Source organism: Paraburkholderia atlantica (assembly GCF_009362785.1).
GTDB lineage: Bacteria > Pseudomonadota > Gammaproteobacteria > Burkholderiales > Burkholderiaceae > Paraburkholderia > Paraburkholderia atlantica.
In genome coordinates this window covers 175,709-188,677 of record NZ_WHNQ01000014.1, presented here as the reverse complement: position 1 = coordinate 188,677, position 12,969 = coordinate 175,709, and the positions used below count along the sequence as shown (strand labels likewise).

General features: G+C 66.2%; 13 protein-coding genes. 4 read left to right on the top strand and 9 right to left on the bottom strand.

The window, feature by feature from the left end; translation table 11 throughout:
- Positions 1–382: hypothetical protein (locus GCT19_RS42840; protein WP_193727430.1), on the top strand; the 382-nt coding region annotated here is incomplete at its 5' end.
- 163 nt (positions 383–545) lie between these two features.
- Here the strand turns inward: GCT19_RS42840 and GCT19_RS21125 are convergent.
- From GCT19_RS21125 to phnS, 8 genes are all read right to left on the bottom strand, one after another.
- Positions 546–1,106 (bottom strand): phosphonate degradation HD-domain oxygenase, encoded by a 561-nt coding sequence (locus tag GCT19_RS21125; RefSeq protein WP_176137796.1) that lies wholly within the window; start codon positions 1,104–1,106, stop codon positions 546–548.
- A gap of 3 nt (positions 1,107–1,109) precedes the next feature.
- Positions 1,110–2,561 carry a phosphonoacetaldehyde dehydrogenase gene (gene phnY, locus GCT19_RS21120; protein WP_152853024.1) on the bottom strand — a complete coding sequence of 484 codons (1,452 nt, stop codon included), beginning with the start codon at positions 2,559–2,561 and terminating at the stop codon, positions 1,110–1,112.
- Positions 2,558–3,838, bottom strand: a complete 1,281-nt coding sequence (phnA, locus tag GCT19_RS21115; RefSeq protein ID WP_193727432.1) for a phosphonoacetate hydrolase — start codon at positions 3,836–3,838, stop codon at positions 2,558–2,560. The genes phnY and phnA overlap by 4 nt, the downstream gene beginning before the upstream one ends.
- A 25-nt stretch (positions 3,839–3,863) precedes the next feature.
- A complete protein-coding gene (locus GCT19_RS21110; RefSeq protein WP_152853023.1) occupies positions 3,864–4,619 on the bottom strand; it encodes a phosphonate utilization associated transcriptional regulator in 756 nt (251 codons plus the stop codon).
- Between the two features lie 97 nt (positions 4,620–4,716).
- Complete coding sequence (phnV, locus tag GCT19_RS21105) at positions 4,717–5,580, bottom strand: 2-aminoethylphosphonate ABC transport system, membrane component PhnV (protein ID WP_013091454.1); 864 nt, start codon at positions 5,578–5,580, stop codon at positions 4,717–4,719.
- Complete coding sequence (locus GCT19_RS21100) at positions 5,570–6,532, bottom strand: 2-aminoethylphosphonate ABC transporter permease subunit (RefSeq protein WP_018435709.1); 963 nt, start codon at positions 6,530–6,532, stop codon at positions 5,570–5,572. Before GCT19_RS21100 ends, phnV begins: the two co-directional genes overlap by 11 nt.
- Complete coding sequence (phnT, locus tag GCT19_RS21095) at positions 6,510–7,625, bottom strand: 2-aminoethylphosphonate ABC transport system ATP-binding subunit PhnT (RefSeq protein WP_321576842.1); 1,116 nt, start codon at positions 7,623–7,625, stop codon at positions 6,510–6,512. Before phnT ends, GCT19_RS21100 begins: the two co-directional genes overlap by 23 nt.
- Positions 7,626–7,726: 101 nt before the next feature.
- Positions 7,727–8,818, bottom strand: coding sequence for a 2-aminoethylphosphonate ABC transporter substrate-binding protein (gene phnS / locus GCT19_RS21090; protein ID WP_018435711.1), 1,092 nt, complete (start codon positions 8,816–8,818; stop codon positions 7,727–7,729).
- Between the two features lie 364 nt (positions 8,819–9,182).
- On the opposite strand from phnS, the gene GCT19_RS21085 reads away from it, so the two are divergent.
- A complete protein-coding gene (locus tag GCT19_RS21085; protein ID WP_152853022.1) occupies positions 9,183–9,389 on the top strand; it encodes a hypothetical protein in 207 nt (68 codons plus the stop codon).
- A gap of 46 nt (positions 9,390–9,435) precedes the next feature.
- Here GCT19_RS21085 and GCT19_RS21080 read toward each other — a convergent pair whose 3' ends face one another.
- On the bottom strand, positions 9,436–10,191 hold the full coding sequence (locus tag GCT19_RS21080) for a DeoR/GlpR family DNA-binding transcription regulator (RefSeq protein WP_013091450.1): 756 nt from the start codon (positions 10,189–10,191) through the stop codon (positions 9,436–9,438).
- A gap of 256 nt (positions 10,192–10,447) precedes the next feature.
- Here GCT19_RS21080 and GCT19_RS21075 point away from each other — a divergent pair, with 256 nt between their 5' ends.
- Together GCT19_RS21075 and GCT19_RS21070 are read left to right on the top strand one after the other, a co-directional pair.
- Entirely contained in the window at positions 10,448–12,004 is a 1,557-nt protein-coding gene (locus GCT19_RS21075; protein ID WP_152853021.1) for an ABC1 kinase family protein, read from the top strand.
- Positions 12,005–12,088: 84 nt separating this feature from the next.
- The gene (locus tag GCT19_RS21070) at positions 12,089–12,958 is read left to right on the top strand and encodes a DMT family transporter (protein WP_152853020.1); all 870 of its coding nucleotides are present in this window, start codon (positions 12,089–12,091) and stop codon (positions 12,956–12,958) included.
- The last annotated feature ends 11 nt before the right edge of the window (positions 12,959–12,969 follow it).

Below are 12,969 nucleotides of genomic sequence, written 5' to 3'. Positions count from 1 at the left end.
GCCGCCAGCGTTCAATCTGAGCCAGGATCAAACTCTTCAGTTCAAACCTGTTACTGTTTTCGGTTCAGTTATGAACCGGTCGCTCACTCAACGTACTGACGATGATCAATCCGTCTTTCGACAGATAAACCTTCCTCTAATACTGTGTGAGGCTTCTGATACTTTTGCCTTGCAGCAGACCCCGGAGAATCCGCCGCCGCATTCCGCATCAAGCGCCCACACTTATCGGCTGTTAGTTTTTAAAGATCGATCCGCGAAACCCGCAGCGCCTGAACCACCACTACCCGGCACTGCTTCGTTTGCGTCGCTGCGTCTGCAGCAGAGAAACGAGATTATGAAGAACTTCCGCCGGATCGTCAACAGGTTTTTATCACTTGCTTAACCTGCCCACGCCGCTGAAGCCCTCGCCAGCAAAGGCTTCCCGCTTCCCCGCGCCCCGGCGTCCGGAGCACGAAAGAGCGGAATTCTAGTCGCCGCCATCGCGACTTGCAAGCGATATTTTGACGCTCCGCGCGCAATCTGCCGCGCCCTAAAAACACCTCGAGTCACGCAGTCTCATGCGCGCGCATCGCCCGCTCAACGACGGCCAAATAATGGTCGATCCCCGGCGTCGCGCGATCCTTCTCTTTCGCGCGATCGTCCCATCGGCGCAAACGCATCGCGTCTTCCGCATACGGCTTCTGCATAAATGCCTGCGCCTCTTCCCTGCTAAAGATCCCGCCCTGCAATTCCAGGCTTCGCACCGAATCGGCGGAAAGCTGGCCGAAATACGTGGCGTCGATTGCGCACAGGCAGCGCTTTGCGTCGACGTGCAGACGAATCGGCTCCAGCACCGCATCCGACAACACCGGTCGCAAAAACGGCAAGGCGAAATACTGATGCAGATCGTCGACACCCCGTTCCGTCGGCGTCTCCCCTTGCAGGTTCAGCAAATGTCCGAGGTCGTGCAAAAACGCCGCGGCGACCAGTTCGTCGCTCGCGCCCTCCGCCTCGGCCAGCGCGGCGCTCTGCAACGCATGCTCCAGCTGCGTCACCGGCTCGCCGCTATATGCGAGGCTGCCGTGCCGCTCAAAAAGCACACGGATATCATCGACACTCAATGCCACGGGTCACTCCCAAGGTAATGAAAACGTCTTCAGATTGGTAAAGCTCTTCATCGCTTCCTGAACGCCTTCCTTGTAACCGAGCCCGGAATCCTTGATGCCGCCGAACGGCGTCAACTCGATCCGATAGCCCGGCACTTCCCACACGTTGACGGTGCCCACGCGCAGCTCGTTAATGAAATGCGTGATCGCGTCCTGCCGGTTCGTACACACGCCCGACGACAGCCCGAACGGCGTCCCGTTGCTGATGCGGATCGCATCGTCGAGCGTCTCGAACGCGATGATCGGCGACACCGGCCCGAAGGTTTCCTCGCGCACGAGCGTCATCGACGGATCGACGTTGTCGAGCACGGTCGGCGCATACAACGCGCCGCTGCGCTCGTTGCCAATGCGTAGGCGCGCCCCCGCGGCCACCGCCTCGTTCACGCGCGCCTCGAATAGCTGCGCGGCGGCGGCGTCGATCACGGTGCCCATCTGGTTCGACGCATCGAACGGATCGCCGAACGTCCACGCGCGCGTCTTCTCGACGACCCGCTCCGTGAACTCGGCCGCGACGCGCTGCTGCACGAGCATCCGCTTGACCGCCGTGCAGCGCTGCCCGGAGTTCTTGTACGAGCCCTGCACCGCAAGGGTCGCCGCACGCTCGAGATCGGCGTCGTCGAGCACGATCAGCGGGTCGTTGCCGCCCAACTCCAGCACGACACGTCGGTACCCAGCCTTCGTCGCGATGTATTTGCCGGTCGCGACACCGCCGGTAAACGTAACGAGTTCGACCGATGCGTGCGTGATCAACTCGTCGGCGATTTCGCGCGGATCGCCGGTCAGCACCTGCAGCATCGGCGCGGGCAGCCCCGCCTCATACAGCAGATCGGCCAGATAAAGCGCCGACAGCGGCACCTTCTCCGACGGCTTAACCACCACGCGATTATTCGTCGCGATGGCCGGCGCGACCTTGTGCGCGACCTGGTTCATCGGATGATTGAACGGCGTAATCGCGACGATCACGCCCGCGAGCGGTTCGCGCTGCGAGAACACGCGACGCTTCCTGCCATGCGGCGTCAGATCGCACGAGAAACTCTGAGCGTCGTCGCGCAACGCCTCGAACGACGCAAAGCGGAACACGTCGGCGACGCGGCCGATCTCGTAGCGCGAATCCTGCTTCGACAGCCCCGACTCCAGCGAGATCAGATCCGACGCCTGTTCGATGCGCTCGCGCAGCAACACCGCCGCCCGCTCGAGAATCTGCGAACGCTCGTAGCGCGACAGCGTCGGCCGATACGCGAGCGCGTAGTCGAACGCGGCGCGCACATCGTCGATGCTGGCGACCGGCACGGTACCGACGCGCATGCCGGTATAGGGATCGAATACGTCGAGCGTGCGGTCGCGCGTCGCGCGCTCGCCGCCCAGCCTCAGCGCTTCTACGCGGAACGCCGGATGGTCCCGCAGCACCGGGTTCATGATGTCGACACGTGATTGAGCGCGATATCAAAGATATCGAAGTTGCGCAGCCGCTTGCCATCGCTGCCGCTGGCCGTCGGATGAACCCGCCGGTTGAACAGCAGCGGCACTTCCTGCTCGGAAATCCCGCCATGCGAGCGCAGCGGCACGGTGAGGCCGGACAGGTCGTGCTCGTCGCGCCGCGTGCCGAGCACGACATGCTTCGTGCCGATCACGACCAGATCGCCGATGCGATCCTCGGGCAGCCCGAAGCGCGCGCACGCTGCGTTTCGGTCGAGCACGACTTCGATTCCCGGCAGGCGGCCGATCCGCGCAATCACCGACGCGGCATCGAGCTCGCGCGGCAGATAGACGGTCGCGAACGAACCCAGCGCGCCGTGATGCACGACGTACGGATCGGTGATCGGCAGAATCACGCGCGTGGTCGATGCGCCGAGCCAGTCGTCGAGCAGGTCCTGCAGATAGATCACGTTCGGCTCGCCGGTTTGCGGATCGTGCTTCGCGTTCATGCCGTGGTCGGCGGTGAGGCCGATCACCCAGCCGAGCGCGTCGAGCTTCGCGAGATAGCCGTCCATCATCGCGTAGAACGCGTTCGCGCCTTCGGTGCCGGGCGCCCATTTGTGCTGGATATAGTCGGTCGTCGACAGATACATCAGGTCGAGCTTGCGCGTCTGCGCGAGCCGCACGCCGGACGCGAACACGAATTCCGACAACCCCGCGCTATACACGTCCGGCAACGGTAGACCGACCAGATCAAGCACGTCGTCGATGCCGTTTTCGTCGACCGTCACCTTGTCGGCTTTCTCCGCCGAAAAACAGATGCCCTTCAACTGCCAGCCGAGCAGCCCGCGCAGTTTGTCCTTCGCGGTGACGACGGCGACCGCGGCGCCCGCGTCGGCGGCGGCCGCGAGCAGCGTGGGCGCGCGCAGGTAGGCGGGGTCGTTCATCATCACCGCGGCGCCCGCCCCGTTGTTCGCGCCGGTGTCCCAGAAGTAGTTGCCGCAGATGCCGTGCACGGACGGCAATACGCCGGTCACGATCGACAGGTTGTTCGGGTTCGTGAATGACGGAATCACGCAGTCGCCGCGAAACGCCGCGCCGCCCTCGAGCATCGAACCGATGAACGGCGCGACGCCGGCCGCGACCGCCGCTTCCAGATATTCGAACTCGCAGCCGTCGACACAGACGACGACCGTCGGCTGCGAAGGCAGCCGATAGCTCCGGCCGTTGACTTCGATCGTGCGTTGCTCGGGGTGTGTCATCGCGTGGTTGTCCATTCCAGGGGTTGTCATTGCCAAGGCCTCATCGCCCGCGCGAGCCGGCCGCGCCCGCGGTTGCCGGGATGCGCTGCTCGCGCGCCGCATCACCCGCCGCGTCGCATGCCGCATGGGCGCGCTGCAAGCCGCCCTGCACATGCGCGCGCATCAACTGCGCGGCCTGCTCCGCATCGCGCGACGCGAGCGCGGTCAGAATCGCGCGATGCTCTGCGAGCGAGCGCACCATCGCATCGCCTTCCACGACCAGCGCCGCTCGCCGAAACAGGCTCAACTCGCTGACGAGCCTGCGATACGTGTCGTACAACTTGGAGTTACCCGCCGCCGCGACCAGCGCATCGTGAAACGCGACGTTCGCGCGGGCATACGCATCGTGATCGTGCGACGCGAGCGCGGCGCGCATCGCATCGACGCAATCGCGCAGCAACGCGAGCTTGCCCGCATCGATGCTGGCCGCGAGCATCCGGCACGCCGCCTCTTCGAGCACCGCGCGCACCGCGTAAATCTCGTCCGCCTCCGCAAGCGACACCGTCCGCACGAACACACCGCGATTCTTCTCGGTACGCACGAGCCCCGCCTGCTCCAGCGCGCGAAACGCCTCGCGCACGGGCCCGCGCGACACCTGCAGCCGCCCCGCCCAATCGGCTTCGTTGAGCTTGTCGCCCGGCGCCAGCGTACCGTCGACGATATGCCGCTCGATCTCGTCGCGCACCAGCGTCGTCAGCGAATGGCGGCGCACGACCTCGATCGGATCGACGGAAGCAGAGTGCATATATTCGGTCATTTTGACAAATTTTGCCACATCGACATCGAATGCTCACCGGTCGGCGTGCATGCTTCAGATCAAGGAAATCGCCTGCCGAGCAGCCGGCTCAGCCCGGTCAGTCGATCCGGCGACGCGGAGCGCGCGCCGCGATCAGCAGCAGCGCGACCAGCGAGACCAGCAGCAGAATCAGCGATAGCGCGGAAGCCGGCAGGTAATAGCCGCGCTCCACCTGCCCGACGACGACGATCGGCACCGTCGCGAAGCCCGGCGGATAAACGGTCAGCGTCGCGCCCAGTTCTCCGAGCGACAGCGCAAAACCGAGCGCGAGACTCGCGCGGATCGCTGGTACCAGTTGCGGTAACACGACGCGGCGCAGCACCATCGACGGCGGCGCTCCGAGGCTCGCGGCCGCTTCGCGCAGCACGGTCAGCTCCGGGCGCAACGCGGCGGCCGCGCAGCGATAGCAGAACGGCAGCACCAGCGCGAGCTGCACGAACACGACGATCGCCGCCGAGCTCGACAGGTCGAGCGGCCGTTTGTGATACGCGATCAGCACCGCGAGGCCGAGCACCACGCTCGGCACGCCGTTGGGCATCATCGCGATCGTGTCGACGATGGCGCCGAGGCCGCGGCGGTCGCGCCCTTCGAGCGCGAGCGCCAGCCACAAACCGAGGAACGTGCCGAGCACCGCGACGCCCATCCCGACTTCGAGGCTGGTGATCAGCGCGTCGAAGTCGCTCGAACTGAGGCGCTCGAACCAGCGCATGCTGAAGCCGTCGGGCAGGATCGTGCCGGACCAGTGCGACGCGACGCTCGACAGCGCGACGACCAGCACCGGCAGCACGAACAGCCAGAAGCACAGCAGCGCGGCGAAGCCGAGAAACAGACCGCCGAGCAGTCGCACGACGAGGCTGTGCCGCACCGGCCGGCCCTTCTTGTGCATGACCGGCAGCACGGTCGGATCGAGTTCAACGGCCATGACCGGCTCCTTTCACCTTGCGACTATTGACGCGCCGGTACAACGCGTACAGCGACAACGACATCAGCAGCATCACGACCGCGCCTGCGGCGGCCGTCGGCAGATCGAGGTCGACGGTAGCGGCGCTATAGATCGCGACCGGCAGCGTGATCAGATGGGCGCTGCCGAGCACCAGCAGAATGCCGAACTCGTTCAACGTCAGCAGAAAACACAGAATCGTGCCCGCCGCGATGCCCGGCCACGCGAGCGGCAGGATCACCTTGAACGCGACCATCAGGCCGTTCGCGCCCAGGCTACGTGCGGCTTCGATCAGCCGCTGGTCGAGCAGCGCGAACGATGCCAGCGTCGGGCGCACAACGAACGGCGTATAGAACACCACTTCCGCGAGAATCACGCCGCCGATGCCGAACAGAAAGTCGAGCGGCGGCGCCTGCAGATTGAACAGCCGCTGCAGGCCGATGCTGACCGAGCCCTGCGAGCCGTACAGAAAGATCAGCGTGAAGGCGACCAGAAACGACGGGAACGCGACGAACAGCTCGAGAAAGCGCGTGACCATGCGCGCGCCCGGAAACGGCTTGAAGAACAGCAGCGACGCGAGCGCCACGCCGAGCAGCGACGCCAGGCTCGCGCTCGCGAACAGGATGCCGAGCGTGGTGCCGATCACGCCGCGCGTTTCTGGGTTGCCGAAGAACGTCACGTACGCGTGACCCGACAGGCCGTGCGCGCCGGTCAGACTCAGCATCACGAGCCGCACCAGCGGATAGATGACGAGCGGCCCCAGCACCACGACCGCAATGAACAGCAGATGCCATTGCGCGAGGCGCTCGCGCCGCTTCACCGCGGCCGCATGCGCCGCGGCGCTCGCCAGACGGCGTGCGGCGGCGGCTTCGAGCTCGGCTTGCGCTGCAAGGTCGAGCGGATTGGACGTATCAGGGCTTGATAAGGACGACATCGCCAGCCTCGTAACGCAGGGAAACACGCGCGCCCTTCTCCGGCGTCATGCCGAGGCCGCGCTGCATCGTGACGAGCACGGGATCGTTCGGCAGCGCATCGAGCACGACCGATACCGACAAGGCCGCGCCATACCATTCGACCGACGCGATCGCGCCGTGCAACTGCCCCTCGCCGAGCGGCACGATGCGCAGCGCCTCCGGACGCAGACACGCGACACGGTCGCGCTCGCTGTAGCGCGCGTCGTCCATGCTGAACGCGACCTGCGGCGGCAGCAGATTGGCCGCGCCGAGGTAGCGCGCGACGAAGCCATCGACCGGCGTGTCGTACAGCTGCTGCGGCGTGCCGAGCTGCGCGATATGGCCATCGCGCATCAGCAGCGTGCGGTCCGACAGTACGAGCGCGTCGTCCTGATCGTGCGTCACGCAGACGATCGTCAGATTCGGCAGGCGCTCATGCAGCGCCTTCAGTTCGGAGCGCACCGACGCGCGCAGATTGGCATCGAGCGCGGACAGCGGTTCGTCGAGCAGCAGCACGTCGGGTTCGATCACTAGCGCGCGGGCGAGCGCCACGCGCTGCTGCATGCCGCCCGACAGTTGCGCCGGCATCACGTGACCGGAGTCGCCGAGCTGCACGAGCTTCAGCGCCTCGGCGACGCGGCGCGCGACGTCGCGCGCCGGAATCCGCCGCGCGCGCAAACCGAACGCGACGTTTTCGAATACCGTCAGATGCGGAAACAGCGCGTAGCTCTGGAACAGCAGACCGAGGTTGCGCTTGTGCGGCGGCACGTGCGTCAGATCGCGGCCGGCCACCGTCAGCGTGCCGGCCAGACCGTCCGCCTCGATGAAGCCCGCGATGAAGCGCAGCAAGGTCGTCTTGCCGCAGCCGCTGCGGCCGAGCACGGTGAGCAACTCGCCGCGCTGGATGGTCAACGACAGATCGTCGAGCACCGTGCGCGCGCCGAAGCGCACCGTCAGGTGATCGATCTGCACGCCGCCCGGCGCGGCGGCGCCCGGCGCGTCCAGACGCGCGGCGTCGAGCGCATCCAGCGGAGCGCCAGGCGCGGTGGGGTGAGCGAGACTGGCCGTATTCACCGGGGTCGTCCTCCAACGGAATTAATGCTGATGCGGCGCCGCGCAGTAGCTGCGAAGCGCCGCCTGAATCGACAACGTCAAACGTTGCTTATCTGAGTCACTTACTTCGGCTTGACCACTTCGGTCTCTTTGCCCGACGAACCGATCACGTCGCTCTTCCAGCGCGCGGTCCAGTCGGCCTTCTTCGCCATCACGTGATTCCAGTCGACCGGAATCAGCTTGACGCCGCTGATCGCCTGCTTGACCGTTTCGCCGTTCTTGCCCGCGAGCGGCACGTCGCTGCGACCCGGAATGCCGAAGATGTCCGGCACCTTCGATTGCACTTCCGTCGACATCAGGTAGTCGATCAGCTTCTTGCCCTTGTCCTGGTTCGGACCGTTCTTGATCAGCCCGATCGCGTACGGCAGCTGGAACGTGGTCGGCTGACCGCCGGGCGTAGCGGCGAGGAACACCGGCTTCAGCGACAGGCCGCCGTTGGCCGCGTCGTCGAGATCCATCTGCAGATCGCCGTTGGCGACCGCAATCTCGTTACGCGATAGCAGCACGTCGAGATAGCCCGTGCCCTTGGTGTGGAACTTGGCGCTCTGCTCGAGCTTCTTCAGATAGTCGAACGCCTGGTCCTCGCCCATCAGCGACGAGGTCAGAATGATCACCGCCATGCCGTCGCCGGCGGTCGCCGGATTGGAATAGGCGACCTTGCCGGTGAAGTCCGGGTGCAGCAGGTCCGCGAACGTCTTCGGCTGATTTTTCGTGACTTCGGGGTTGATCGCGAACGAGAAGTAGTTGTTCACGAAGGTCGCCCATGCGCCGTTCGGCGCCTTCGCGATGGCCGGCACGTTCTTGTAGTTGGCGCTCTGGTACGCCTGCAGCAGACCGTTCTGGTCGGCCTGCTGGATGAACGGCGGCAGCGTGACGAGCACGTCGGCCTTCGGCTGATCCTTCTCGATGGTCGCGCGGTTCACGACTTCGCCGCTGCCCGCCGTGACGATATTGACCTTCACGCCTTCCTTCTTTTCGAAGGCCGGCAGCACATCCTTGTACAGATTTTCGAGGCCGTCGGCCGTGTACAGCACGACGGCGTCGGCCGCATGGGCCTGCATCGCGGCACCGCCGAACGCTGCCGCGGCAACCAGCGCCGGCAGCAGTTTGCGCGCGAGACCGGCCGCGGCGTGAAGGGAATTCGTCTTTTTCATGTCGCTCTCTCCGAAAGGCTAAAAACCAGACGGTCGGGATAACCCCATACCTGTAGTGATTGAACGGCGGCACGCGCCGCTTGCGTGTTGCCCGCTGCGGTTGCCGCGCCGGTCTGTCGTAGATTGCAGATTGCCGACAACTTTGCCGCTTCTCGCCCAGCCTGACTGACAGCCTGCCTCCGACACCAGCGCTGCCTGCCGCGCCTGAGCGGGCACGGCAAGAATCACAGGTTTCGATGACAGGGCCGTGACGATTTTGCCGAATTCCAAAAAAAGACACAAATTGCCAATTCAAGCCAACCGATGGAATTCGTCGCGCCACCCAAAAACGGAGCCCCGCGCGCCGATCCCGTGTGGATCGTACATGGCGAAAATGACGATGTATGCACGACGCATCGAGAAAATTGCGGAGGGGCGGCGCTGCTCCGGATCGCAGCGCTTGCGCGGCGCGCTGCCCGTGCTCGTAGCGTTCCCGGCGGTTGCCTCCGCTGTGGTCGACGCGGTCCTGACAACGGCGCGTATTGTGCCCGGCCGTTTCAAAATCTGGAGCGAAACCCGCGGCTTTTTTTAGTTAGATTTTGGCGGGTGCGGAATGGCGTCCAGCGCGAGTAGCCGTCTCACGCGACCAGAATCTCCGGACCGTGCGCGGTGATCGCCTTGCCCAGCGCGCGCTCGGGCGCCAGTTCGGTAACCAGATACCGCGCCGACTCGATACCGTTGATGCGCACCGGCGTCACGCGTCCGAACTTCGAATGATCGGCGACGACCACCACCAGGTCGGCCGCGGCGATCATGCGGCTGCGCACTTCGGCCGCCATGCGGCTGTAGTCGGTCAGATAGCCGTCCGGGGAAATCCCGCCCGCGCCGATGAAGGCGAAATCGGCGTGGTACTGCGTGATCTGGTGGACGGTGTCGAGTCCGAAGGTCGCGTCCTCGATATCGGACAGCTCGCCGCCGAGCAGGGTCACGCGATTGTCGTTGCGTCGGCCGAGCAGCAGCGCGATGCGCCAGTCGTTCGTGTAGACCGTCAGCCGATGCCGGTCGAGCAGCGCCCGCGCGACCGCCTGCGTGGTGCTGCCCGAATCGATGATCAGCGACGCGCCGTCCGGCACGAACTCGGCCGCGCGCTCGCCGATCGCACGTTTGGCGCCAGCGTTCTCGGCTTCGCGCGTATCGAGATCGGGCTCGCGCCGATCGCTCGACAGCGCGCCGCCGTGGGTCGTCACGAGCAGGCCGCGGCCGGCCAGCGCGTTGAGGTCGCGGCGGATCGTTTCGCGCGATACGTTCAGTTCGCGCACCAGTTCAGCGACCGACAGCGCGCCGTTCTTTGCGACTTGCGCGAGGATGTATTGATGACGTTGTTCTGCGAGCATCTGTGCGCCGTGGTTGAGGAAGGCCGCCGTATTGTATTACGCGTATTGGGCGTTGTTGGTGCGGGCGCGCAGGTTGCGCTCATGGCGCGTTGATGGCGTGCTCGGGTTGCATCGAGCCGACCTTGCGCACCAACACGCCAGCCACCGCGCCGACCTGCTAACCTTGACGGCTGGACTCTTCGGCCATGCGGCGAACGCCACGGCACCGCCCGGCCGAGTCCCGCGCACAACGCCTCGCCCGTCAACCGAACCGCCGATGCCGCCACTGTTTCGCCGTCTACTGCTGCTGTTCCATGCGCTGCGTTACGGCGCGCGCCTGATCTGGCTCGCCGCCCCGCCCGACCACAAACTGCATTGGATGATCGAGCTGATCGGCCGCGTGCATGCGTCGGAGCGCAGCGGCGCGCAGTTGCATGGCCTGCTGCCCGCGCTCGGTCCGCTCGCGAGCCGCTTCGCGCAGACGCTCGCCGCTCGCCCCGAGCTCGCGAGCGGCACGCTGCATGACGCGCTGGACGCCATCGATCACATGGAACTGCCGCTGTCGCCGGACGACTCCGCGCTGGCCCTGACGCGCGCGTTCGGCCAGCCGCTCGGCGAGCTGTTCAGCGCGGTCGACCTGGTGCCGGTAAGCAGCGGCTTCGCCGAGCAGACCCATTTCGCGCGGCTCGCGGTGCCGGTCAAAGGTCACCACGAGGTCGCCGTCAAGCTCGTGCGCGCGCAACAGTTGCAACAGATCGGCGATGAGCTCGCGCTGTTGCGCTGGGTCGCGCGCTGGCTCGAAAAGCTGTCGCGCGTCGCGCGCCGGATGAAGTTGCGCGCGCTCGCGCAAACCTTCACCGACGACATCCTGCGCCGCTTCGACCTGCGAGCCGAAGCCGCGAACCTGAGCCAGACCGGCCACCATTTCGATGGCGACAAGCGCATCGTCGTGCCGGACGTGATCTGGGAGCTGTGCACCGACCACACGCTGACGATGCAGCGCATCAGTACGCTGCCCGCGAGCGACCTGCCCGCTCTGCACGCGCACGGCATCAAGCTGGCGCCGCTCGCCGCGCATATCGTCGAGGTGGTCACCGAGCAGGCCTTCGAGCATGGCTTCTTCCACGCGACGCTCGATGCGCGCCGCGTGCGCGTCAGCATCGAGCCGGACACGCTCGGGCGCCTCGTGCTCGCGGAGTTCTCGATCATGGCGACGTTGTCGAGCGGCGAGCGCGAGTTCTTCGTGCACGGCGCGACCGCGTTGTTCGACCAGGACTACGGGCGGCTCGCCGACATGCATCGCGAGGCCGGCCACGTGCCCGACGACACGCGCCCCGAGATGCTCGAAGCCGAGCTGCGCACGCGCGCCGAAGCGCACTTCGCGGCGGCGCCCGAGGATCGCTCCGCGGGTTCGCTGTTTCATCATCTGCTGCACGGCGTGCAACCGTTCGACGGCCAGGTGCCGGGCCAGCTCGCGACCGCGCAGCGCTCGTTCCAGCAGGCCGAGATGCTCGCGCGGGCGCTGCATCCTGGCGTCGATACATGGACCATCGCGCGCGGCGTGCTCGCCGATATCGCGCGACGCGATCTCGATCATCGCGGCTGGCTCAAGCGACTGTCACACGAACTGCCGCATCTCGCGCATATGCTGCCGCGCGTGCCGCAACTGGCGGTGCGCTATCTGCAGCAGCACGATCGCGCCGGCACGCCGCAGCAGAATGCGCAACTGCTTGCGGATCTCGCGCGCGAATACCGGCGCACGCGTTGGCTGTTGTGGGCGTGCGCCGTCTGTGGCGGCGTGCTCGGAGCGGGGATGACGCTGCTCGCATGGTGACGGTCCCGCGCGCATTGCAGCTTTGAACAAGACGCGCGCCGCCCGTGCCGCCAACATGGCGGCTTTTTCACACCCTCCGCCTCGATGCTCGCCACCCTTGTTGCCACCGTGTTCGTCGTGCTGTGGTCGACCGGTTTCGTGGTCGCCCGCGCGATCACGCCTTACGCCGATCCGAATCTGTTTCTGCTGGCCCGTTTCGGCGGCACCGCGCTGATCTTCGCGCTGGCCGCGCTCGTCGCGCGCTCGGCCTGGCCGACCGGACGCGACTTCGGCAAGCACCTGACCGCCGGCGCACTGCTGCAAGGGGTCTATCTCGGCGCCGGCTACTGGGCCGTCGCGCAAGGTCTGAGCGCGGGCGTGATGGCCTTGCTCGGCGCGCTCCAGCCGCTCGCGACCGCCGCCGTCGCCGCGCCGCTGTTCGGCGAGCGCTTGTCGCGGCGAGGCTGGAGCGGCATGGCGGTCGGCCTCGCCGGGGTCGTGCTGGTGCTCGCACCGAAGCTCGCTGCCGCGACGCCGCCCACGCACGGCAACGCGCCGGCGTGGCTGGTCGTGCTGATATCGATCGTCGCGGTGGGGGCGATCACGGCGGGCACGCTGTTCCAGAAGACCTCGCTCGCCAGGGCCGATATTCGCAGCGCGAGCGCGGTGCAGAACGTCGGTGCGGCTGTCGTCGCGGGGGTGCTGGCGCTCGCGCTCGGCGAGCATCGCTGGATCGGCTCGCCGACGCTGTGGGCATCGCTCGCGTGGGGCATCGTGATGCTGTCGGGCATCAGCGTCACGTTGCTCGTCTGGATGGTCCGGCGCGGGGATGCTTCGCGCGCGACCGCGCTGCTGTTTCTCGCGCCGCCGCTCGCTGCGCTCGAAGGCTATCTTGGGTTCGGCGAGACGCTGCTGCCGGTGCAGATTGCCGGCTTTGCGGTCGCGCTGGCTGGCGTGTTGCTGGCGAGGTCGTGACGGGCGCCCTG